Genomic DNA, 24,477 nt, shown 5'->3' on the forward strand with positions numbered 1-24,477 from the left:
TAGGGTTTGGCCCTCTGATCAATCAGATTACAGGGCTGTTATTTGGAAGTGTAAAGCGCTATTGGATGGTTTCTGCTTGCTTAGCCAAACGCTTCTTTTTGTCCAGGGCTGATGGCACTACAGGCCAGAAGAGTTGTTCCGGCCAAGTTGCCTTAAGCATTCCTTTAACACCGTATTGACTAGGATAACCGCGGGTAATTTTAGCCGTGCCAAACAACACATCCCAAAAAAACAGTAAATTACCATAGTTACCTTTGTAGGTTGTGATGCCATCTTCATCATTGTAACCATGATGGGAGCTATGGGTAGATGGTGTTGAGATGAGTCTCTCCACTAGCCACATGGGTTTGCTGGTATATTTATTTTGGTACAAGGCTTTATCCCATTTCCACTCAGCATGAGCGCCTATTATTACGGTTAGTTTTACCACGAGATAAAAGGTGTATACCCAGCCTAAACCTAAATAAATCAATATCCCAGAACACCATAGAGACGGCATGATGGCGTAATAAAAAAAGTTATTGCGAAACACAATCCGCACACTCATATATTTAGCATTGTGATGAGCTCGATGTAAATTATATAACCAGCGGAATGAATGGCAGCATCGATGCCACCAATACTGGGTTAAATCGTCAAATATAAGCAACAGTAATATTTGTATGCCGATAGCAGTATTTGCTAGTGCACCTTCATATTCAGGAAATATCACGTTCATTGACAAAGCCGCGAGAAACAAGATTAGCGGCTGTGAAAATGCAAACAACAAAATAGTACTAGCGATTTCCACAATTCCATCTGAGCGATCCTCACTTGCTTTATTAAATAGCCCAAAGTGTATCGCCTCTTTTAACGCGAATAATGCAAATACAATAAGAATAACGATCTGATAGTTCATCGAAGCTGCCATAGGTAAATGACTACAATAAAGACAAATTAGCAAGGTGCGAACGGAATGAAAATATACTAATATATTTTTACCTTAAATTTTTATTGTATATTTTATGACCATTCATTCCGACCTATTAAATAGCGCATTAGCCTTTGGTCGTTGCATTGAATATCAAGACAATGAAACCATACATACCCGTGGCGATCTATTAACCGGCCTATCTATTGTCTATTCTGGGCAGGTAAAAGTAGGTAATTATGGACTTGATGGCCGTTACCAATTGACCGCTATTTTAGGAGAAGGTGAAACCTTTGGTGAATTTACTTTGTTTGCCAATTTACCCCGCACCCACAATGCTGAAGCCGTTAACCAAACTCGGGTGATCCAAATGAACCTGATTCAGTACAACGCCTTTATCAAGGCCTTTCCACAAGCCGAAAAAATATTATTAGTAGGCTTGGCTCATAAGCTACATCAGACCCTCGAAAGATTAGATGACATACAACGATTACCGACCCATGTCCGCTTAGCCAAGATACTGTTTAATTTAAGTCAACAACAACAAAGCCTAACGGTTAAATTGCGACAGAATCAATGCGCACAACTGCTAGGTGTTACCACGTTATCGGCACATAAAGCCTTAAAAAAGATCCAACAGTTACAGTTGATTAAAACCGCCTATGGGGTGATTCATATTGAAAATCTTGACCTCTTACAGGCGTGGCTGCACCAACACTCGTCCATTTTATCCGTAGGCCCCGAATAAACTGCAAATTTCCCTTAGAATAAATTGACCCGCCTCGAAGATTCAGGCCTAATTAACTGAAATCAGCGTAAAAACAATATTTAGTTTTGAGCTTTGAACTGTTGCGCACCTGCAGTTTTCTCGAACAAAGCTCAACTTATGTACATCAGCGTGATTTAACTGTACTTTACCTTTAACAAAATATATTCAGCCTAGTGTCAATTACCCATTTATTTGCCAATTAGTAAATCGATAATTTTACTAGCGCGTGCTGAAAATTGACGGAACGATTATGAGCATATACTTACGTAATAACATTCAAGTTCTTGGTAAGGGCCCTGTCCCCATAGTGTTTGCACATGGGTTTGGCTGTGACCAAAATATGTGGCGTTATCTCACTCCATCATTTGAAGATAGGTATACGATTGTACTTTTTGATCTTGTCGGCAGCGGCAAATCCGATTTGACCGCTTATGATTTCGAAAAATATTCATCTTTAAAAGGCTATGCAACTGATTTAATTGAAATCATTGAAGAGGTTACCGATCAGCCAGTGATTTTCGTAGGTCATTCCGTCAGCGCGACTATAGGCTTACTAGCCTCTGTGCAAGCCCCTGAAAAATTTAAATGTCAGATCATGATTGGCCCATCTCCTTGCTACATCAATGATGGTGATTATATTGGTGGTTTTTCACGTGCCGATGTTGAAGAGCTTTGCGATACCATTGATAGCAATTACCTAGGTTGGTCAAGCAGCATGGCGCCAGCAATAATGGGCGCGCCGGATCAACCAGAGCTTGGCGTTGAGCTAACCAATAGTTTTTGCAGAACCGATCCGGAAATAGCCAAACATTTCGCACGGGTCACATTTTTATCCGACCATAGAGATGCTTTAGCAAAATCCACCACTCCAGCGTTAATACTCCAATGCAGTGATGATTTCATTGCACCTTGCACGGTCGGACAGTACATGCACGATACAATGGCTGATGCAGAACTTTGCATTATTGATAATGTGGGCCATTGTCCTCATCTTAGTTCTCCTGATGCAAGTACCAAAGCCATCGAGAACTATCTCAGCAGTGATGGTTAAGATAAAGCGATAATGGATACTATTCCAGACCCATTATCGTCCTTTGAACATGCCGCTTGTGGTTTGGTTACCACTGACACTAACGGCACCATCGTCAGAGCAAATACAACTTTTTGTAATTGGCTAGGTTTCGACCCTACTGAGTTGCTTGGCAAGAAAAAGATCCAGCAACTGTTTACCGTTGGTGGACGATTTTTCCATCACACCCACTGGGCTCCGTTGCTGCAACTGCAGGGTTCTGTCGCAGAAGTTCAAATGGATTTAGTGGCGAGCAGTGGCGAAGCATTACCCATGCTTGTCAACGTTGTGCGACAACAACATGGCGATACAAGTTATGACCAACTGGCGTTCTTCGTTGCTACGGATCGTAAGAACTATGAGCGTGAGTTGATTTCTGCCCGCAAATCAGTTGAAGAGTCCTTAACTGATTTGCGCAACACCCAAAAAAAGCTGCAAGAAAGCCGTGACTTTTTGAGTATTGCCATCCGCAGTGCGCGAATGGGTGTGTGGTCACAAGATTTGAAAACTAATCAGGTCGTGTGGAGCCCGGAACTGCAGCAATTGACAGGCTTAATTGAGCGTAAATACTGGGCGACAGCAGAAGACTTTAAAGTTTTGATCCACCCTGATGATCGCAATAATTTTACTGCCGAGTTAGATAAAGCAATTGCTACAATATCAGACTACGACACTCAGTTTCGCCTTAAGCATGTAAGCGGAAAGTGGCTAACAATGGAAGGACGCGGGCATGCTACCTATGCTGATAACGGTGAAGTGATTTCAATATTTGGTATTTTTATTGATATTTCTGAGCGCAAAGCAGCAGAGAAAAAATTACAACAATTAAATCAGCAGCTATCGATTGCCAGTCGCCGTAAAGACGAATTTCTGGCAACCCTCGGCCACGAACTTCGCAATCCATTAGCACCAATGCGCAATGTACTGGAGATTATGCGCTTAAAGGAAAGCAATGACTCCTTTATACTTTGGTCTCGGGAAATGCTCGAGCGACATATATCTCAGATGACCCACCTAGTGGATGATTTGATGGAAGCATCGCGGATTTCTCACGGGCGTTTAGAGCTACGAAAACAGCACATTAATATTGTCGAATTAGTCCAAAATGCGATTGAATCATCTCATCCGGTGATGCAAGAATCACAACATAACTTCACGGTGGAGCTCCCTGATACGCCGATTATTATTGATGCTGACTCCACTCGGATCATCCAGATAGTGTCTAATTTGCTGACCAACGCCGCTAAATATACACCAAACGGCGGCAATATTTGTTTGCGCATTGTCGAAGATGACGACGAAGCGGTGATATCGGTTGTGGATTCCGGTATCGGTATTCCCCCAGAGCAACTCTCCAACGTTTTCAATATGTTTTCCCAGCTGACGCCTGCCCTTGAACGCGCGCAAGGTGGCTTAGGAATTGGACTGGCATTGGTGTATGGCCTGGTTAAGTTACATGGTGGAACTATTGTTGCTCATAGTGAGGGTGAAGGTAAAGGTAGTGAATTTACCGTTCGGTTACCGATTTCCAACTCTCAGGTAGAAACCGTACCAGTTGAACAACCCACGCCTTCTGAGGTGGCTGATAGCAAACGTATTTTAGTGGTTGATGACAACATCGATGCTGCAGAGAGCTTAGCGGTTTTGTTAGAGTACAGTGGTCATATTACCCGCAACGCTCACTCGGGCTTGACTGCTGTTAAAGTCGCAGATGCATTTAGTCCTGATGTTATATTGCTGGATATTGGCCTTCCAGACATCAATGGATATGAAGTAGCCCAGCGGATCCGCGAAAAAAAGTGGAGCAAAAGAATCTTCCTCATTGCCACCACTGGCTGGGGGCAAGAAAAAGATAAAATATTAGCCAAGGATGCAGGGTTTGATGAACATCTAACCAAACCTATTGATTATCAACAGCTCAAATCATTGTTGCAAAAAATATCTGAGGGAAGTTAAGAAAAAAAGGAATGGCTTTCACCTGTTGTGTGCTTTTCACCGGGTGTCAGATATGGTTTTAAATATTTCCCGGTGTTCGCTTCTTCAAGACCAATATAATGTATAACGCCCCACAAAATGCTATTGGTTGATTCGGGGACTTTTAACCTCACAAAAATCCTTTATACTGATCATTATAATGCCAAAATAATACCGGCAAAAGACTATATCGGACTGGTTGTATTTTATGCAAATCAAGCAATACATATTATTTTTTACCTTGATTGTCAGCTTCAGCAGTGCGTATTGCAAGACTGTATTCACTTACATTGGCCCTGAGTCCAATGCTGATCCCCGCGTGTATTATGTTAAAAGAGTATTGGAGTTGGCGTTAGAAAAGACTCGCGCTGAATACGGCGATTATGAATTAAAGCCGACAGCTCCAAATGTAAATGTCGGCAGATTAACGCTGCAAATGGAACAGAAACTCTATCCTAATATTTTTTTTAAAATGTCGATTACCGATGAATTATTAGAGCAATATCACGTTATTCCCTTTCCGGTTGACCGGGGAGCTACAGGCTATCGCGTAGCCTTCGTGCATAGCAGTGTGGCTCGTAAATTCTGCCCTGTCACAAATAAAAATCAATTGAAAAAGTTCAGCATAGTGCAGGGTATTGGCTGGCTGGACACTGATATTTTGAAATATAACGGGCTCAAAGTTTATGATATTTCCGAATACCAGCAGATGTTTGGCATGGTGGATAAAAATAGAATTGACCTGTTTCTGCGGGGCATAAACGAAATTGATGTTGAAATGGAGTTGATCAAGAATAATTACCCGTCAATCGCTCTGGAGCCGTGTCTATTAGTGCACTATCCGCTACCTCGCTTTTTTGTAACCTATAAAGATAATACAACCAATGCCGAACGAGTTGAAACTGGTCTCAAGTTAGCTTTTGAAGATGGTAGTTTTATCAAATTATGGAATGAATACTATGCAGAAGGCATTGAAAAGCTACAAATGCAAAATAGGCACGTACTTGAACTCGAAAACCCCTTCATAAAGAATCTCGGCAACGATTACTTGCAGTATCAATATTCATTTTCTATCCCAGCAGAATGAGTTAACCAATCGGCTATAGAGTTTTGAATGTTTTGCAGTTGGCCTGTAAGTGACAGTGATTCAGTTATTATCTGCTAGATAATGGGTCTTGATATTGACTCATTTCAATTAGGCGGCTATATGTACGGCGGAACTCAAATATCAGTGCACCTTCTAAATACAACTCTGCCAAGGGCACATCACAAGTTAAATACAAGCTTGCTTTTTGCTCATATAGCTCATCGATTAAACTAATAAAACGCCGAACCATGTCATCATCAACCGCATAAGATACAATACGTTCACCAGTGCTGGCAGCCTGGTTGTCACCTATCCCATCTTCAGTGCCACGGGCCTTGATCCACCCTCTTACTTGCCCGCCGAGTTGCGGCACACCGCTTAGCATCACAGTGTTAAAGCTAGCAGCAATTTCCATATAATCTAGTTGCGAACGGGGGCCTTCACACAAAGCGTAAAAATCGAACCAAACAAGGGAGTCTTCGCTGTGGATGTCCGTGGCGCGGATCACCGGGATATCACGATGGCAGATGTTGATACTGTTTTCGCGAATAACCGTTGCTGGAGTATTTTTGGTTAGCTCAGTAAAAATAGTCGAAAAATCCAATTCACCACTGATACCCACATATTTAGATCTTGGCTTAATCCTAGTTTCATGGGGATCTGTATGAAGTAGGTGTAAACGGTGATCTTGCTCACCATCAAGGTGCAAACTGTGTGTATGCCGTTGCAGCAGAGCAATACAGGGTAAAAACTTATGTCGGGCGAGACCATTTTCATATAAACGCTGGATTGGAATATTCGAAGTAGCAACTAGCACCACCCCTTGTTTAAATAAGCAATCAAACAAACCCGCCAAAAGCATGGCATCGCCTATATCAGACACGAAAAATTCATCAAAACACAATATACGGCATTCTGAGGCTAGCTCTTTAGCAATTATCACAAGAGGATCTTGTTGACCAGAATGAGCTTCGAGGGCCTTGTGAATGCGAGCCATAAAGTGATGAAAGTGCAGCCTTAGTTTCCCTTCTTGCGGTAAGCAGTGGTAAAACAAGTCCATCAAAAATGTTTTACCACGGCCTACATCACCCCAAAGGTATAACCCTTTGATGGGCTCAGCTGGGTTTGCGTGTTGCTCACACAACTGCAGAAAAAGTGAATCTAACGCTTTTATAGCTGGCAGTTGGGATGAATCATAAACAAGCTTGCCGCCCAATTGCTCTTGATAGGTTGCAAGAGGTCCGGTAAGTTCACGTGTGCAACTAAACCCGTCAGGCATAGTAAGGCTTTCCAACAATTGACTGAATTCTGAAGTAAGAAATTGGCAACATTTTCCTAAATTTTATCGGTGATATAAAGGAATATATTCCATAGGGTTGCTGTTTGACTGCAACCCTGTAAGCCGAAGCATAGATTTTATTACTGTCAAAAATCTTACAATAGGTCAGCGCATATTTTGAATAAAGAATATTCAACCTGTATCAACTATTTTGTAAAGGCTACACTAAGCATGTCCTGCTTACCGACAGAATGTTATACAAAGTTAAATTGCTTCCATCAATATTCGGCAAATAATTATTAAAAGCTATAGTAATCATATTGTTAGTATATTTCCGTAAAGTTGGTACTTTATCTGCTTAAGGTAAGGTTATTAACTAAAAGCCTATCATAATAGTCAGCGTTTATCATGGAGAGTACTTATATGCCCAATCCTGAATTATCCAGCGCACATTCGCAATGGAATTTAGGGACGTCAATTGACAACAGTGAATTGAAAAAACAAACCCTTATGATTGTGGATGACTACCAGAGTAATTTAGACGCCATGAACGCCCTATTTGGATATCAATACGAAGTGGTACTAAAGGACAACGCAAAAGACGCCATTAACTATGCAATTCAACAAGACGTGGACTTAATACTGTTGGATGTGGATATGCCAGAAATGAATGGATATGAGGCGTGTACGGTACTTAAGTCAAACGTGATGACTGCGCATATACCAATTATTTTTGTTACCGCCGCCGATAGTCCAGACGAAGAGGAAAAAGGACTTTTGCTTGGAGCGGTTGATTATGTCGTCAAACCATTGAATCTTTCCATTTTGCGGGTAAGAGTAAGAAACCATATGGAGTTAGTCCATTATCGTAAAAAATTGGAAGTGTTATCCTGCGTCGATGGCTTAACTGGCGCCTCTAATCGTCGGCAACTAGACACCATGTTGCTACAGCATTATGCATCTACCATCAGATACGGTAATTGCTTGGCCCTGCTAATGATCGATATTGATAATTTTAAACTATATAACGACACCTATGGGCACACACAAGGTGATCAGTGTTTGAAACAAGTTGCTGAAACTATTATGTCGGTAAGGCGTAGAGAAACCGATATAGTGGGCCGATACGGCGGTGAGGAATTTGCCGTTGTTTTACCTGACACCGATGTGGAGGGAGGCCTAGTGGTGGCTAACAAATTACTAAAACGTATACGGGATTTGAACATCAAACATAGTGGTAACCCCACTAGCAAAATAGTCACCGTCAGCATAGGGTTGGCGGTATTCGAAGCGAAAGCTTGCGATCATCAGGAGATAAGCTTAGAAGAATTTATTCATCAAGCCGATAAGCAATTGTATGTGGCCAAACATAGTGGCAAAAACTGTGTTAGCCAGGTTACGGTTAACACAGAAGTATCTCAGAAATCCTAGGCAAATAGCACCATGAAAAGTATTGAAGAAGCGGAATTTAACCAATTTATCCACAGTGTCAGAAATCCATTAAATAGCATCTCTTTACATGCCGAGTTAGGTAAAATGCTCATCGAAAACCAGGCCAGCACTGAGGAAATTAAGCACGCCTTTACGGTAATTTTGCAGCAGTGTAAATGTTGTGAACAAGTCATAGGTGATATGCGCAAAAATACTCACAACGACAGTTAAAACAACGACACAATTAGCATAACTTTTACGTTCTTAAGACTGTGAACTCAGTCGAGATCACCACTCCGTACTAATTCGACAACAATGATTTGCTCTGGCTTTAGGATGAAATAGTTCAGAAATATAAGGTGAAAAAATCGCCTTTACCAATGGACTTAATAATGCTGAGGTGGCGAGCTAAGCAGTTGCGAACATGATTATTTATCAACCCGATAATTTCAAAAATTGCTCTAATCTTAAAGTTGAATTTTGGCCTCTTAGTCACCCATGTTTGGGGTTCAGCTTATGCCTCAGTCGCCGAAATCTGATAACAATATATCAATTCAACCCGACCCCATTACTCCGCAATTATGGCAGCAAGTCAATTCCAAAGCTCTTAACAATTAAGGCAAAAAGCCAAAAACAAATCACAGTAAACATTGCACTAATAATCAAAGTGAGCCAAAAGCTAAATCTCTCTAATAATGCAGGAAATATCAAAAACATCGGCAGTGTGGGCACTACATACCAAAATGTATACCATGCGTGATTGGCAATTTTTTCTATTGGTTGTTTTTCGATGTACAGCCAAACCATAGTTAAAATAGTAACTAGCGGCAATGCCACAAGCAGTGCGCCTAATTTATCACTTCTTTTCGCAATTTCAGAAACCGCTACAACAATAGCTGCGGTGAACAAATATTTGGTTATTAACCATGTCATAAATTGCCTTTATCTTTAATTTAAATAAAACCGATTGCCTATCGGTTTTTATTTTGACACAATAATGTCCATAGAGTTAAGAGAAATATTTCATGCAGCTAGGTGAATTGGAAAAATTGGTGCTCCACTATTTGTGGGCAGGTATAGAAGCAGATGCGAAACAAGTACATAACGTACTTGGTGAAACTCGTGGTATTTCAGTAAATACTATACAAAGTACCTTAGACAGATTGTTTAAAAAAGATTTGTTGAGTCGAACTAAGCAAGGACATGCTTATTTATACCGAACGAAGGTTGATCGTGAAGCCTTACTCGCCAAATTGATCACCAATGTCACTAGTGACTTTGTTGAGGAAGGTGAACATAGTTTGATTGCGGCATTTAGTTCAGCGTCTGCAAATTTGAATGATGCTCAACTCGATAAATTGGAACAACTTATCGAGCAACAACGAAAACTGCGTAAAGGACTGCAATAAATATGTTCGCAGGTAATTTGGCAATTGCATTGAACCTCACGAGTGTGGCATTACTGGCTTGTTTTATTGGGCTCGTGTTACTTTCATTGCTGACTCCTGTGCTCTTCCCTAAATTGAGCTTTTTCAACTTTGCTACTCGTAAGTTTTCACTTTGGTTGTTGGTGACCGGTCCTTGGTGGATCGGAGCAATTTGTGTTGCGTTATTTTGGCCTCGTATGGAGAGTGAACTATCGCTTTCTTGGATTGCAAATTTTGCCCATTGGCATCATGCTAACCTATTTAATTTTACCAGTTGGCATGGCTTAACTTTATTAGTTTGTAGTTTAGTTTTAATTTGGTTACTGATAGTTATTTCAGTTCAGAGTTGGAAAAAGTCTCTTTCTATGCGCTGCCTGCTAGATCTTTCCAATACACAAAAACTCCAAAATCATATGAGTCACAAGGTTTATTTACTTCAATCAAATATACCTTCAGCATTTACTTCAGGCATGTTGTCACCCAAGGTTTATTTAACCTCTGCTTTATTGAAGCAAATGAATCAGCAGCAACTAGATATAATCATCCAACACGAACTTGCCCATGTACGTGCCTATGATCCCTTATTTAACGTGATATTTAGCGTGTTTTGTCGTTTCTATCCAAAGCCAATCAGTAATATTTTAATGCAACACTATAGCCTTTTGATCGAACAAATGGCGGATAGTGCGGCTACCTATTATTACGACAACTTGGATATAGCACAGACCTTGATAAACGTAGCTAGATTGCACCAAAAACTTCCCATTAACTGTAATGGGACTCAACTCAGTTATTTTGGAAATGAGCAAGTAAGCCAGCGAGTTCACCGACTAATTTCTACACTTGAAAAACCTTCTGTATTGATATTAATCATTACAATAGTCGCATTTATTGGTGCACCACTTATAGCTGCATCTACTGTAGATAGTTTTCACCATTTTATTGAAACCATTTTTACCCACTAAATAAGGATTGGGCATGAAGCCATTTTATTTAAAAAGCACACAAAGAAAACCGACCGCCAGTCGGTTTTGTGCTGGGGCACTGAGTCTCTCACTGACTTTTTGCGCCACGGCGGAGATTTTCCAAGCGTCCCCTCAGGTATTAACATTGCCGCAGGCTGTATCATTAACGCTGAAACAGCATCCAGAGTTTAAAGCTTTTGTGTCTCGCAATATGGCGCAACAAGGTTACGTTCAGCAGGCTGGGGTTGGGGAGCGTCCTCAGGTGGGATTGATCATTGAAGATGCCTTGGGTAATGGAGAACATAGTGCTTTGCGAAACATGCAAACAACCTTGACTTATGCATGGATACTACAACAAGAGCAGATAGATAGCCGTATAGCCGCCGTAAAATCTCAAGCCGCACAACTTAAGATAGAGCAGCAAATAGCCTCGCTAGATTTAGCAGCCAATACAGCAAAGAAATTCATTCAAATTCTCATTAAAACAGAGCGCTTAAAACTCAACAAAATAGCGCTGCAACAAGCACAAGATGTGGTGAAAGCCATAAGCGAGCGAATTGATGCAGGGAAAAGCTCAAACGTTGAAAAATTGCAAGCTCAAGCAGAACAGGTACGTCGAGAATTGGCCGTTGAGGATTTAGAACATGAATTAAAAGCCAGTTATTATCAATTAACTTCCATGTGGGGCGAGGCGGGTAAAAGCTATCATGTTAGTGGCGATTTAATGGCTTTACCTGCGAATCCATCTGTTGAATCACAACTAGAGCGTCTTAAAAAACAGCCTCTATTGGCAAAATTTGCGACACAACAACGCATCGCTCAAGCTCAAATAGAATTGGCTCGTATTGAGGCTAAACCACAATGGCAATTATCGGCAGGTGTACGCCGTTATGAAGCGACTGATGATTTTGGTTTGGTAGCCGGGATTTCGATCCCTTTGGGAAGCGACAACCGCAATGCTGGTAAGATTGCCGCACTACAAGCACAGCAAGATGTGTTTGCCGATGAGGCCAACGCATTGTTACAAAAGCTTGATGCACAACTCTATGTTCTTCTTCAAGAGATGGAGCATTCACGACATGTTATCGACACAATGCAGCAACGCATTGTACCGCTTTTAGAAAATGCCCTATCTGATGCAACCCATGCTTATGACATGGGACAACTCAATTATACCCAATGGAACAATGTTCGACAGGAGTTACTGGCGGCTAAATCAAGCTTATTAGACGCCTATGAAAGTTTGCACCTGCAACATATTGAAATTCAACGACTGACTGGTTCATCCATTTCCCAATGAGAAATTTTATGAAAAACAAAAACATCATTTCAGTAATTACAGCCTGTTTATTGGGGCTAACTTTTTTATCATCACTACCTGCATTAGCAGAATCAAGCCCTGCGAATGAACAGGCCGAGCCCGAAAAAGGTCCCCATCGTGGACGCATGTTGCGTGACGATGAATTTGCGATAGAGTTAGCTATTTTTGAAACTGGTGTCCCGCCAGAGTTTCGAGTTTGGGTAACATATAAAGGAGAAGCGGTATCACCAGATAAAGTTGATCTTAATATAAAGCTCACCCGACTTGGGGGCATAGTGGATGATATTCAGTTCATTAAACAAAATGATTTATTGCGCGGTGATATGGTGATTTACGAGCCACATTCCTTTGTGGTGACGATAACCGCCAAGCATCAGGGGAAAACCCATCGCTGGGAATATGACAATTTCGAAGGACGCACCACCATTGAGCAGGCAGTTGCTAATGCTATGGAAATTAAAACCGATATTGCTAGCGCGGTCACACTTCACCAAACTATTCCCGCATACGGTACATTAATATTACCACCCGGTGCGAATCGTATTATCAAAGCGAGATTTGAAGGCGAAATCAAACAGCTCCACGTAAAACAAGGCGATAAAGTTAAAAAGGGGCAATTGTTATTTACCGTTGAAAGTAACGAGAGCTTGAAGTCATTCCAAATTACCTCTCCCTCAGATGGACTTATTACTGCACAACACGCAAATGCCGGAGAACAAACTGGCGGACGCACCTTACTAATTATTACCGACACTTCACGCTATATCGCACAGCTAGCCGTCTACTCCATTGACTACCAAAAGGTGTCAGTAGGCGTACCTGTTACCTTGAATATCGACGGTTATAGTTCGGCTTTTAGTGGCAACATCGCCTATATCGAACCGGCGGTACGAGACGACCAAGCTAGGCTGGTGTGGGTATATGTTGACGATGAAAAAAGACGGTTAACATCAGGCAGTTTTGTTAACGCTGCGATTGAAATCGCTACTATTAATGTGCCGCTAGCTGTTAAGCGTACTGGTTTACAGGCCTTCCGTGATTTCACTGTGGTGTATGCCAAAGTAGGTGAGCAATATGAAGTACGGATGCTGGAGTTAGGCCGTCAGGATAAAGAGTGGATTGAAGTATTAGGTGGCTTAGATCAGGGCACTGAGTACGTTAGCGAAAATAGTTACATTCTAAAAGCCGACATTGAAAAGTCTGGCGCATCCCACGACCACTAGGAGCACGTAATGTTAGAATCGATTTTACGCTTTTCCATAAAGCGGAACTTGCTCATTATGGTAATGGTATTGAGTTTTGCAGGCCTTGGGATATGGAATTTCACTAAACTCCCTATCGATGCAGTGCCTGATATTACCAATGTACAAGTCATGATAAACACTGAGGCCGCAGGTTATACACCGCTGGAAATAGAACAACGAGTGACCTTTCCCTTGGAAAATGCCCTAGCAGGATTACCTGGACTTGCTTACACGCGTTCGGTGTCTCGCTATGGACTGTCACAAGTTATCGCCATCTTTGATGATGACACTGATGTTTATTTTGCTCGCCAGTTAGTCAACGAACGCTTGTCTGCTGCTCGTGCTGAATTACCTTCTGGACTAGAGCCTCAACTTGGCCCTATAGCAACAGGTTTGGGCGAGATATTCATGTTTACCGTGGATGCAGAGCCGGGCGCAACCAACGATGATGGCACCCCAGTCACACCAATGGATTTACGTACCGTGCATGACTGGACTATTCGCCCACAATTAATGCGTGTACCGGGCGTTGTGGAAGTTAACCCGATCGGCGGTTATGAGCGAGAAATATTAGTGGGTTTTAAGCCTGACAAATTACTGGCCTATGGGTTGACGCAGGCGGATGTAATTACAGCAATTGAACAAAATAACAGTAATCAGGGAGCAGGTTTTATCGAACAAAACGGTGCTCAATGGTTATTACGCATGCCCGGTCAGATTGAAGACTTGGAAGGTGTAGGTCAAATCCCCTTGCGCAGTAATAGTGGTGCGTCAATACGGATCAAGGATGTTGCTGATATCAGTAACGGTAAGGGACTTAGAAACGGGGCTGCGACACAAAATGGTCGCGAAGTGGTGATGAGCACAGTATTCATGCTTATTGGCGAAAATAGCCGTACCGTTGCAAATGCAGTTGGCGAAAAGCTTACGGAAATTAATAACACCTTACCTGAGGGGATTGTTGCAACCGCTGTATATGACCGCACTAAGTTAGTAGATAAAACATTACACACCGTCCAGACCAACCTGCTTGAAGGTGCATTGTTAGTCATCGTTGTATTGTTTGTATTATTGGGTAATTTCAGGGCGGCGTTTCTTACAGCACTTGTCATCCCTTTCGCCATGCTGATGACTATTACTGGTATGGTGAAGAGCAATGTCAGCGCCAATCTTATGAGCCTAGGGGCACTTGATTTTGGCTTGCTAGTTGATGGTGCCATTATCATTGTTGAAAACTGCTTACGTCGTTTGAGTCAGGCCGGTTCAGCAAACCACACTTTGCCATTAAAAGAACGTTTGGAGTTGGTATTTGACGCAACACGGGAAGTTATTCGGCCTGCGTTATTCGGTGTACTCATCATAACGGCTGTATATTTGCCTATTTTTGCCCTCGAAGGCGTTGAAGGTAAAATGTTTCATCCAATGGCAATAACGGTAGTGATCGCCTTACTTAGCGCCATGTTTTTATCAATTACCTTTGTGCCTGCCATGATTGCTTTGCTTTTCAAAAAGCCAGTGCAAGAAAAACATAATTTTATCATTCGAGGTGCAACTGCTATTTATCAACCTGCGCTTACTTGGGTGCTTAAAGGTCGATGGTTAATAGTAATTGCGGCGAGTCTACTGGTCATCATATTTGGATTTCAGGCGACACGTTTAGGTAGTGAGTTTGCGCCAAATTTAGATGAAGGCGACATAGCGATGCATGCTTTACGGATACCGGGGACATCACTGAGTCAGGCCATTGTATTGCAAGAGGTATTAGAAGAAAAAATTAAGCAGATGCCGGAAGTAGAACGTGTTTTTGCAAAAATAGGCACAGCAGATGTAGCAACAGATGCTGTTCCGCCAAGTGTGGCAGATAACTTCATTATTCTTAAACCACGTGAGCAGTGGCCTGATCCTAATAAATCTAAAGAGCAAGTGGTGGAAGAATTAGCGGCTATGGTTGCCCCAGTTCCGGGTAATCGATATGAATTCCTGCAACCGATACAAATGCGTTTTAATGAAATCCTAGCAGGGGTTCGTGCAGAACTTGCCATAAAGGTATTTGGTGATGATTTTGACACTTTAACATCGTTAGGAGCAGAGATTGAGTCTGCGATAAGTAACGTGACGGGTATTGCCGACATCCAAGTAGAGCGAACGACCGGATTGCCCATGTTGAGTATTGAACCCAAGCTTGAAAAGCTTGCTCAGTACGGCATAAGCAAAGCTGCGATACAGACACAATTAGCCACTGCAATGGGCGGTACTGTAGCAGGTAAGTTTTACCAAGGAGATATTCGCTCCGACATCGTTGTTCGCTTGGCTGAAGACTTGCGAACAGATTTAGATGGACTGGCTTATTTACCTATTCAATTACCTGATGGTCATGCCGTACCACTACAAGAACTCGCCACGCTAAATTTGGTTGATGGTGCTAACCAAATAAACCGTGAAAACGGAAAACGCCGAATAGTGGTTACTGCAAACGTCAGAGGACGTGATTTAGGGAGTTTTGTAGCGGATGTTCAACAAGCTATTGGCGACAATGTTGATGTGCCAGCAGGCAATTGGGTGGAGTACGGTGGCACCTATCAAAAGTTACAATCAGCATCGCAGCGACTCAGTGTTGTGGTACCAATAACGTTAGTTATGATCATTGGTTTGCTTGTATTAGCACTGGGTTCATTTAAAGACGCCATGATTATATTTGCCGGCGTGCCATTGGCGCTAACCGGGGGGATTGCCGCCTTGATGCTGCGAGATATTCCGTTCTCGATTTCAGCTGCTGTTGGATTTATTGCTTTATCCGGTATTGCCATTTTGAACGGACTGGTCATGGTATCTTTCATACGCGAACTTCGTAAAGATAATGTCTCGCTGAACCAAGCCATCTTTGAAGGGGCTACAACCCGTCTACGACCAGTATTGACCACTGCCTTGGTTGCCGCACTTGGGTTTATACCAATGGCACTTAATACGGGGATAGGCTCTGAAGTACAACGTCCATTGGCTACCGTGGTTATTGGGGGAATTATTTCATCAACCCTATTAACTCTGTTTGTCATACCTGCGTTATATCGTATTTTACATAAAGAAACGGAAGCAATTTTGGCTAAGTCTGAGTTGTTGGGGTCATCTAATGCTAGCTAATTTACTGAAATTTAGCTTAGTTACTTTCTCGTTGTGCTTGATGGGCTTAAGCAGCGATGTAGTTGCTCATGGTGTAGATGATAACACCCGTGCTTTTTTGCAGCAGAATACGGGCGTTCAATTTATACCTTTCTTGTACATTGGTGCTAAGCACATGATCACCGGTTATGACCACTTGTTGTTTCTGGTTGGAGTGATCTTCTTCCTATACAAAAGTCGTGACGTATTATTGTATGTCACCATGTTTACTATTGGTCACAGTGCAACTTTGTTGTTGGGGGTATTAAGCGATATTCAGGTCAATGCTTATTTAATTGATGCAATCATTGGCCTGTCGGTGGTGTACAAAGGCTTTGATAATCTAGGTGGCTTTAAACGTTGTTTTAATTGGCAACCGAATACTCAATGGGCAGTGCTGATTTTCGGGCTGTTCCACGGTTTTGGTCTAGCGACAAAATTGCAGGAGTTCCAGCTTCCCAATGAAGGCCTAATTACTAACTTGATCGCATTCAATATAGGAGTGGAGTTGGGACAATTCGCGGCACTGGTTTTTATTCTCATTGCCATTAATGCTTGGCGAAAACTTCCATCCTTCCAAAGGTTTTCCACCCTAACCAATACTTTATTGATGAGTAGTGGGCTGATGCTCATGGGTTATCAGCTCGCTGGTTTTGTCATAAATTAATTAGAAAGAGAAGAAAATGCAACACATTGTAAGTAGTAAGACACTCATAAAAGCTGCAGCATCAGCCATCCTAGTCGCTATCGTAGCTTTGGTTACCCTCATTTTGCCTGCTGAGTACAACATTGATCCCACAGGTATTGGGCACAAGCTAGGCTTAACGGTACTCGCCACAACATCTGAAGCTGAAACTCCAAATATACCAGTACAAATTGGAACGGATGAATTCCAGATTATTGAGGTTATAGTACCTCCCATGCGGGGAGTTGAGTATAAATTCAGTATGCAACAATATGACAAAATGACTTATGAATGGCTGACCGATGGTGATTCGCTGTATTTTGATTTACACGGAGAGCCGCAGGGCGATACCAGTGGCTATTTTGAAAGCTATGCCATTGCAAGCCTAAGTGAAATGAAAGGCAGCTTTACTGCGCCCTTTTATGGTTCTCATGGCTGGTATTGGAAAAATGAATCAGCCAAACCCGTCGCTGTGCAACTCATGGTGAAAGGTCAGTATGAAGTGATTGGCCTTAAACAATAAGCAAAATAACAATAATTGGAGAAAGAATGAAAAAACTACTATCTGTCTTAGCGTTTTGCAGTGTGATGATCTGCAGTAACGCTATAGCGCATAGCGATCACGGAATTATTAGTGGGCAGGCTGCGGTTAATATTGTTAACAAGTCGATACCAAAAATGACATTCAAGGAATTTGGCTTTGAAGTTGGAAAATTAACAATACTGTTGTCAGGCAACAGGACTCAATCTCGATCTATCTCGTTTTGAGGACAAGGATCTGATCCTTAAATCAACAGCTGATGGAGAGCTTATATTTTCTCCATTGGGTAATCGACCATCTGCGCCAATTATTGCGGTGGTTGGTATAACACCGGGCAGTCAATCCACTGAATTTGCGAAATTACTTAAAACAACGTCGATTGAAGAAGCGGCAAAACAGGCTGCTTTTGCTGGAGCGCAAAATGTAATAAAAAAAATGCTGAGTGCTCATGGTTTTGCTAATTCGATTGGTATTGATCTCTCTGGTGATATCAATGATTCAGAAGCTATTTTTACAACATCACTCGTTAAATGTTGTTTAAAGCGCAAAAGCGCTTATCTCTATAAAGCGCCTGACATTTTAAAATCAGAAGAGGCTGTGTATTGTATAAAAAACAAGTTTTTAAATGACCTAAATAAATATCTTTCAATTCGGTTTATAGCGTTATTTGGCCAACCAAGTTGGGAAGCAATAAATGGTATCTATCTAAACGGGCAAACCATTAAGGAATACCTAGAATCTCAAGGGAAAATAGTCTTAAACTTCCCTCATTTTGCACAAAACTTTCAGCAACGAGAGTTATTTTGTAGTTCTGAAGAGGAATTTGAAGCTATCTTAAAAGCTAAGCCCAAATATCAGTCATATGCATTGAATGCCAAGCAATTGAAAACAGCTCTGTTTAATGCTGTGCCAAATTTGTCCCCAAACTCATCATCTGCTGAAAACCAAGTACTACTGAAATCTAGTACTACTTCTATAGAGACAAAAATGAAACCAGGTAAAAAAGCACCAAGTAAAACGTTACCCAAAGCAGCAAAGTCGGGAAATAACCTAACTTCAGCAGATGGGTTTATTTCGGATCATAATGAACGAAAATTACATAAAATTATTGAAACCTTAGGATTGACAACAGGGTCAGTAACAAAGAGATCTTCAAAAGAGTTAGCTGTCTTCAATAACAGCAATATTCTTTGTTACATCAGCAGAAAAACAGGATTAACTAAAGGTCAGATGGTGGTGGTTATCCACCCCGATTTAGCTTTGAAAGTCGATAAGACAATAGACACTTCGGACAATATCAGCATTAGTGTTGGAAAATCCACCCGCTATATCTCAAGTTCTAATTATAAGTTGTTTGATAACGTTGGAGATTGCCCGGAACTTGAATCGAATGAGCCATTTGGCGCAGCCTATCGAATACAAGTCTCTTCTGATTTCGCTGAGATATCTGATTTTTTAAATACGCTGATCGCAAGGTAAATGATGAAAATGTTAATTTCTGAAGCATTCAGTTTTTTTAAAGCTACTCAAACAAACGTCCAATGGTCGGTCTCTGCAATCACCGAAAATGGAGAGTTGGTCGCAAGCCTTTGGGAACAATTTTTTGAGAAACGAAGTAAAAACACAATGACATATGTCAACAGAGTTTCTCGATGGCAAGGAGCAGGTAATACGGAGTTTATTCGTAATATTACATTGGCCGATAAAGGCAACCTGCCAGTGAGGGCGATTATTGCTAAAACAAAGAAACCAGAAATTGTTGCGTCAGGGGGGGGGGCTGCCACCAATCTCGGCAATACGTTCCATCCCAAAAAAGATTGGATTGGAAAAATAATCTTATGGGACGGTGACAATTTTGAGATTGAATTCTCTCAAATAAAACAGTCATACGAAAAACCCGCTCAAAAGCGGGTTTTAAAAGTTTAAGCCAGTTTCCAACTTTATTTAAGAATTTCCATCTTTATTTGAGAAGTTCCAACATTATTTGAATACCACAACAGGGCCTTACGGCCCTTACCTCATCACTCAACCGTAACGGATTTAGCTAGGTTACGTGGTTGGTCTACGTCGGTGCCTTTTATTACGGCCACGTAGTAGGACAACAATTGTAGCGGGATCGTGTAGACGATGGGCGCTATTGGGCTTTCGCAATGAGGAACGTTGATCACTCGCATGGTTTCATCGCTGGCGAAGTGGGCATTTTTGTCGGCAAACACATACATGATACCGCCACGGGCACGCACTTCTTCTACGTTAGATTTGAGTTTCTCTAGCAATTCGTTGTTAGGCGCAACAACGATAACCGGCATCTCATCATCTATCAGCGCCAATGGGCCATGTTTTAGCTCACCGGAGGCGTAGGCTTCTGCATGGATATAGGAAATCTCTTTTAACTTAAGCGCCCCTTCCATTGCAATCGGATATTGATCGCCACGACCCAAAAACAGGCTGTGATGTTTGTCGGCAAACTCTTCGGCCAAATCTTCGATTCCGGCGGTTAAACTTAACGTTTCTTCCAATTTGCTTGGCAAGCTGTGTAGTCCATCGATAATCGATTTTTTATCTAGCGCAGACATACCATTGTATTTACCTAGCGCTAGAGTCAACATCAAAAAGGCGGTCAACTGGGTAGTGAAGGCTTTGGTCGAGGCAACACCAATTTCAGCGCCTGCAAGGGTCATAAACGCCATATCAGATTCGCGCACTAAAGAGGAGCCCGGCACATTACAAATGGTTAAGCTTGACGTATAACCTTGTTGCTTAGCTAATCTAAGGGCAGCAAGGGTATCGGCAGTTTCACCAGATTGGGAAATAGTAACTAATAAACTGTTTGGATGAACCACTGATTTGCGATAACGGAATTCAGACGCAATTTCTACATTACACGACACATTAGCGTACTGCTCTAGCCAATAACGTGCTGTCATTCCTGAGTGATAACTGGTACCACAAGCAATGATTTGCACGTGCTTGATGCCTTTTAGAATCTCTTCTGAGCCAGCACCGAATATTCCTTCAACCAAATCGTGCTCGCCCAAGCGATCTTTTAGGGTGTTACGCACTACTGTTGGCTGTTCGTGGATCTCTTTTAACATGTAATGGCGATAACCGGCTTTATCACCTGCGTCATGCTCGATTTCAGAATCAAACACTTCACGCTCAACCACATCACCGTTGCTGTCATAAACCGTCACACTGGTGCGGGTGACCTCTGCAACATCACCTTCTTCAAGGAACATAAAGCGGCGCGTTACCGGCAATAAAGCCATTTGATCAGAGGCAATAAAGTTTTCACCAATGCCTAAGCCAATTACCAGTGGGCTACCTGAACGAGCAACAATTACGCGGTTCGCATCTTCTTTGTCCATAATCGCAGTACCATAGGCACCATGGAATTGCTTAATTGAATCGACTACAGCTTGGAGTAAATCTTTACCTTTTTTGATTTCTTCGTGCACGGTATGAGCAATAGTTTCAGTGTCAGTGTCTGAAGTAAACACATAACCTTTGTTTACCAAATTAGTGCGGATACTTTCGTAGTTTTCGATAATGCCGTTGTGCACTACCGCAATACGCTCATCAGAAAAATGTGGGTGGGCGTTCTTTTGATTCACGCCGCCGTGGGTTGCCCAACGGGTATGAGCGATTCCGGTGAAGCCTTTCACAGGGTTAGCTTCAATTGCGTCACGCAACGCTTGCACTTTACCCACCTGACGTTCACGGGTTAGGTTACCTTCACCATCAAGCAAAGCCACGCCTGCTGAATCGTAACCACGATACTCTAGTCTTTTAAGTCCTTCGAGCAAAATTTCTACTACATTACGTTCGGCTATTGCGCCTACGATCCCACACATACCTGTCTCCTAAACTGATTCTAACGTTGTGGCGCAAAGTACAGTTACGCCATGTTGTTCGATTTGACGTTTGGCATCATCTTCGATGCCATCGTCTGTGACCAAAATAGAAATCTGCGACCACGGCAGCTCTATATTGGGTATTTTACGTTGTAATTTTTCTGATTCTGCCAGCACTATCACTTGCTTGGACACTTCAGCCATAGTGCGACTCAATGAAGTTAGTTCATTGAAAGTAGTCGAACCTCGGTTGATATCAATCCCTGCCGCGCCTAAAAAAGCTTGATCGAAATTATATGCGGTCAACATTTGTTCGGCCATCTGCCCCTGAAACGAATGGGACTGTGCGTCCCAAGTGCCACCGGTCATTAACACCTGGGGTTCATTTTCACCTTCCAAGAGTACATTGGCCACCTGTAAGGAATTGGTCATTACCACCAACCCAAGTTTTTTCGGAAGATGGGGAAGTAACGCCGAGGTAGTGCTGCCACTGTCGATAATAATACGGTTGTGATCTTGAATAAGGGTTGCGGCTAAACCAGCGATTGCCTTCTTTCGGCTCGAAAGCTTTTCACTTGAAAGCTCTGAAGATTCTGCAGGCAGCAATACCGCCCCGCCGAAGCGACGGAGTAACAAGCCATTATTCTCTAACTCGGCGAGATCCTTACGGATAGTGACTTCCGAAGTAGAATATAGCTTGGCTAATTCATCAACAGCCACTTCATGACGATCATTTAATCGTTCAATAATCGCTCTGCGACGCTGTTGAGTGTTTCGTTTCTGCAAAATCGAAAGGCCTTAAATTTCAAATCGAAAGGAATTCTAGTTATTAAATTTCGAAAAGCAAGTATATTTTTTCATGATTGGGTATATTTTAGCCACAGTTTGGAATGCGGTGAATGGCATAAGCGTGGATTGAAGCCTTAGTGCAGCACAAAATAGCTTTTGCACCTTGGGTTAAAGCAGGGATTGCCCCTATGAACCACCCTCCAATTCACATAGCAAAGGACTGAGCCATGGCGCAGTCCTTATGCTGTAACGGCATCTTCTAACGATTATTTTTTCTGGGGACGCTGCCAACCTTCGATATTTCGCTGTTTGCCCCGCGCAATGGCAAGCTCTGCATCCACTACATCTTTGGTTACCACAGAGCCAGCCGCTACTGTGGCCATATTACCGATATTTACTGGTGCAACCAAAGAGCTATTTGAACCGATAAAGGCTCCATCACCAATGGTAGTCTTGAACTTATTCACTCCATCATAGTTGCACGTAATAGTGCCAGCACCGATATTGGCGCCTTCACCAACTTGGGTATCGCCCAAGTAGCTAAGATGATTGGCTTTTGAGCCTTTACCAAGAATAGATTTCTTCATCTCGACAAAGTTGCCGACTTTGGAATTGTCATGCATCACCGCCCCTGGCCTTAGGCGTCCGTATGGTCCTACGGTGCAGTTTTGATGCAACTGTGCTTGCTCAATAATCGAATTGGCTTCAATTACTGAATGACTGCCAATTTCACAATCAATTAGAATACAGTTGGCACCAATCACCACATTATCACCTAATTTGACCTTTCCTTTGATGATCACATTCACATCAATACTACAGTCTTGGCCAAACTCAATTTCACCGCGTAAGTCAAAGCGGTTAGGATCCGGTAGGTACAAACCTTCCATCAACAATTCTTGAGCTTTATCTAATTGATAAGCTCGCTCAATCATTGCCAATTGCTTACGATTATTAATCCCTTCAACCTCAACAGCACTAGCAGGATGGGATGCTTTAATAACCTTGCCTTCTTTGGCGGCCATTTCAATCACATCGGTAAGGTAAAATTCACCTTGGGCGTTGTCACTATTTAAGGCTGCCAGCCACCGCTTAAGATCGGCCCCGCCCATGATCATCATTCCAGTATTAATTTCTTTTATCTGACGTTGTTCATCACTGGCATCTTTATGCTCGACTATCGCTTGCACCTGATCACCTGAACGTACAATCCGGCCCATACCGGTTGGATCCTCAAGTTCAACCGTCAGTAAGGCCAAATCCGCTTGCTGTTTCACATCTATTAGTTGTTGCAGAGTAGTGGGTTTTATCAGTGGCGCATCACCGACTAAAATCAAAACATCTTCATCGTCTTTAATGAAAGGGGCCGCTTGTTGCACCGCGTGCCCTGTACCTAGCTGCTCAGCTTGCAAACACCAATTCAATTGGTTGTGAGCCAAAGCTGATTTCAGTTGGTCACCACCATGGCCATAAACGAGATGAATTTGACTGGCACCAAGCGTGGTCACCGTATCGATAATATGTTGCACCATAGGCTTGTCTGCAACAGGGTGAAGCACTTTAGGGAGCGCTGATTTCATTCGTGTGCCTTTTCCTGCAGCCAGCACTACCACTGATAACGTCATGTCAAATCCTAAAATTAAAAAAGTTAGGCTATTCTACGTTAGCCGCCAAAAAGGTCTAGTCTAAGCAGGCGTTTTCAGTGATTTTTATTAGTCGTAAATCACTTTAGTCATTCAACATTTAAACTTAATTAAACCCTGCCAAACCAAATACGCTCAAATAACGTACTAAAGTTGAAGTACTAGATGGTCGCAAGTCAAATTGAGCAGGCAGTTTAAACGCCAATCTAGAGTTTATTACAGCCAATGTGTAAGCCCTATCTGAAGGCCTGTTAGGGCAGATGGGTACTCTGCGAGTAGTTTTCTCAACGGGTTTTGGAATATGACTAAAATTAAATTCAAATTTACAAATAT

21 protein-coding genes are annotated in these 24,477 nt (G+C 42.2%); 15 read left to right on the forward strand and 6 right to left on the reverse strand.

What is annotated here, in order from left to right:
- Nucleotides 1–58: 58 nt before the first annotated feature.
- Nucleotides 59–898, reverse strand: a complete 840-nt coding sequence (locus tag QR722_RS18015) for a sterol desaturase family protein (protein WP_286284362.1) — start codon at nucleotides 896–898, stop codon at nucleotides 59–61.
- 106 nt (nucleotides 899–1,004) lie between these two features.
- Between QR722_RS18015 and QR722_RS18020 the strand changes: the two genes are divergently transcribed.
- The 4 genes from QR722_RS18020 (at nucleotide 1,005) to QR722_RS18035 (ending at nucleotide 5,809) form a co-directional block, all read left to right on the forward strand.
- A complete protein-coding gene (locus QR722_RS18020) occupies nucleotides 1,005–1,658 on the forward strand; it encodes a Crp/Fnr family transcriptional regulator (RefSeq protein WP_286284363.1) in 654 nt (217 codons plus the stop codon).
- 271 nt (nucleotides 1,659–1,929) lie between these two features.
- Nucleotides 1,930–2,730, forward strand: a complete 801-nt coding sequence (locus QR722_RS18025) for an alpha/beta fold hydrolase (protein WP_286284364.1) — start codon at nucleotides 1,930–1,932, stop codon at nucleotides 2,728–2,730.
- Nucleotides 2,731–2,742: 12 nt separating this feature from the next.
- Nucleotides 2,743–4,704, forward strand: a complete 1,962-nt coding sequence (locus QR722_RS18030) for a PAS domain-containing hybrid sensor histidine kinase/response regulator (RefSeq protein WP_286284368.1) — start codon at nucleotides 2,743–2,745, stop codon at nucleotides 4,702–4,704.
- Nucleotides 4,705–4,930: 226 nt separating this feature from the next.
- Nucleotides 4,931–5,809, forward strand: coding sequence for a transporter substrate-binding domain-containing protein (locus tag QR722_RS18035; RefSeq protein ID WP_286284369.1), 879 nt, complete (start codon nucleotides 4,931–4,933; stop codon nucleotides 5,807–5,809).
- A 67-nt stretch (nucleotides 5,810–5,876) separates the two neighbouring features.
- Here QR722_RS18035 and zapE read toward each other — a convergent pair whose 3' ends face one another.
- Nucleotides 5,877–7,088 carry a cell division protein ZapE gene (gene zapE, locus QR722_RS18040; protein WP_286284371.1) on the reverse strand — a complete coding sequence of 404 codons (1,212 nt, stop codon included), beginning with the start codon at nucleotides 7,086–7,088 and terminating at the stop codon, nucleotides 5,877–5,879.
- A gap of 423 nt (nucleotides 7,089–7,511) precedes the next feature.
- On the opposite strand from zapE, the gene QR722_RS18045 reads away from it, so the two are divergent.
- On the forward strand, nucleotides 7,512–8,519 hold the full coding sequence (locus QR722_RS18045) for a GGDEF domain-containing response regulator (RefSeq protein ID WP_286284372.1): 1,008 nt from the start codon (nucleotides 7,512–7,514) through the stop codon (nucleotides 8,517–8,519).
- 12 nt (nucleotides 8,520–8,531) lie between these two features.
- Nucleotides 8,532–8,750, forward strand: coding sequence for a histidine kinase dimerization/phospho-acceptor domain-containing protein (locus QR722_RS18050; RefSeq protein ID WP_286284373.1), 219 nt, complete (start codon nucleotides 8,532–8,534; stop codon nucleotides 8,748–8,750).
- 348 nt (nucleotides 8,751–9,098) lie between these two features.
- Here QR722_RS18050 and QR722_RS18055 read toward each other — a convergent pair whose 3' ends face one another.
- Nucleotides 9,099–9,452: a DUF3147 family protein gene (locus QR722_RS18055; protein WP_286284374.1), complete on the reverse strand. Its 354-nt coding sequence runs from the start codon at nucleotides 9,450–9,452 to the stop codon at nucleotides 9,099–9,101.
- A 92-nt stretch (nucleotides 9,453–9,544) separates the two neighbouring features.
- On the opposite strand from QR722_RS18055, the gene QR722_RS18060 reads away from it, so the two are divergent.
- From QR722_RS18060 to QR722_RS18105, 9 genes are all read left to right on the forward strand, one after another.
- Nucleotides 9,545–9,928 (forward strand): BlaI/MecI/CopY family transcriptional regulator, encoded by a 384-nt coding sequence (locus QR722_RS18060; RefSeq protein ID WP_286284375.1) that lies wholly within the window; start codon nucleotides 9,545–9,547, stop codon nucleotides 9,926–9,928.
- 2 nt (nucleotides 9,929–9,930) lie between these two features.
- Entirely contained in the window at nucleotides 9,931–10,911 is a 981-nt protein-coding gene (locus QR722_RS18065; protein WP_286284376.1) for a M56 family metallopeptidase, read from the forward strand.
- 13 nt (nucleotides 10,912–10,924) lie between these two features.
- Nucleotides 10,925–12,211, forward strand: coding sequence for a TolC family protein (locus tag QR722_RS18070; RefSeq protein WP_286284377.1), 1,287 nt, complete (start codon nucleotides 10,925–10,927; stop codon nucleotides 12,209–12,211).
- Between the two features lie 8 nt (nucleotides 12,212–12,219).
- Nucleotides 12,220–13,455, forward strand: a complete 1,236-nt coding sequence (locus QR722_RS18075; RefSeq protein WP_286284378.1) for an efflux RND transporter periplasmic adaptor subunit — start codon at nucleotides 12,220–12,222, stop codon at nucleotides 13,453–13,455.
- A gap of 9 nt (nucleotides 13,456–13,464) precedes the next feature.
- Complete coding sequence (locus QR722_RS18080) at nucleotides 13,465–16,614, forward strand: efflux RND transporter permease subunit (RefSeq protein WP_286284379.1); 3,150 nt, start codon at nucleotides 13,465–13,467, stop codon at nucleotides 16,612–16,614.
- Nucleotides 16,604–17,299, forward strand: coding sequence for a HupE/UreJ family protein (locus tag QR722_RS18085; RefSeq protein WP_286284380.1), 696 nt, complete (start codon nucleotides 16,604–16,606; stop codon nucleotides 17,297–17,299). Before QR722_RS18080 ends, QR722_RS18085 begins: the two co-directional genes overlap by 11 nt.
- A 16-nt stretch (nucleotides 17,300–17,315) precedes the next feature.
- Nucleotides 17,316–17,840, forward strand: a complete 525-nt coding sequence (locus QR722_RS18090) for a hypothetical protein (RefSeq protein ID WP_286284381.1) — start codon at nucleotides 17,316–17,318, stop codon at nucleotides 17,838–17,840.
- A 300-nt stretch (nucleotides 17,841–18,140) separates the two neighbouring features.
- Nucleotides 18,141–19,337, forward strand: coding sequence for a hypothetical protein (locus tag QR722_RS18100; protein WP_286284383.1), 1,197 nt, complete (start codon nucleotides 18,141–18,143; stop codon nucleotides 19,335–19,337).
- 9 nt (nucleotides 19,338–19,346) lie between these two features.
- Nucleotides 19,347–19,784, forward strand: coding sequence for a hypothetical protein (locus tag QR722_RS18105; RefSeq protein WP_286284384.1), 438 nt, complete (start codon nucleotides 19,347–19,349; stop codon nucleotides 19,782–19,784).
- 95 nt (nucleotides 19,785–19,879) lie between these two features.
- Here QR722_RS18105 and glmS read toward each other — a convergent pair whose 3' ends face one another.
- The 3 genes from glmS to glmU all read right to left on the reverse strand — a co-directional run bounded on the left by glmS (nucleotide 19,880) and on the right by glmU (nucleotide 24,126).
- Entirely contained in the window at nucleotides 19,880–21,712 is a 1,833-nt protein-coding gene (gene glmS, locus QR722_RS18110; protein WP_286284385.1) for a glutamine--fructose-6-phosphate transaminase (isomerizing), read from the reverse strand.
- 9 nt (nucleotides 21,713–21,721) lie between these two features.
- Nucleotides 21,722–22,498, reverse strand: a complete 777-nt coding sequence (locus QR722_RS18115) for a DeoR/GlpR family DNA-binding transcription regulator (RefSeq protein ID WP_286284386.1) — start codon at nucleotides 22,496–22,498, stop codon at nucleotides 21,722–21,724.
- A 269-nt stretch (nucleotides 22,499–22,767) separates the two neighbouring features.
- Nucleotides 22,768–24,126 (reverse strand): bifunctional UDP-N-acetylglucosamine diphosphorylase/glucosamine-1-phosphate N-acetyltransferase GlmU, encoded by a 1,359-nt coding sequence (gene glmU, locus QR722_RS18120; RefSeq protein ID WP_286284387.1) that lies wholly within the window; start codon nucleotides 24,124–24,126, stop codon nucleotides 22,768–22,770.
- Nucleotides 24,127–24,477 lie beyond the last annotated feature (351 nt).

The sequence above is a fragment of the Aliiglaciecola sp. LCG003 genome, assembly GCF_030316135.1.
GTDB lineage: Bacteria > Pseudomonadota > Gammaproteobacteria > Enterobacterales > Alteromonadaceae > Aliiglaciecola.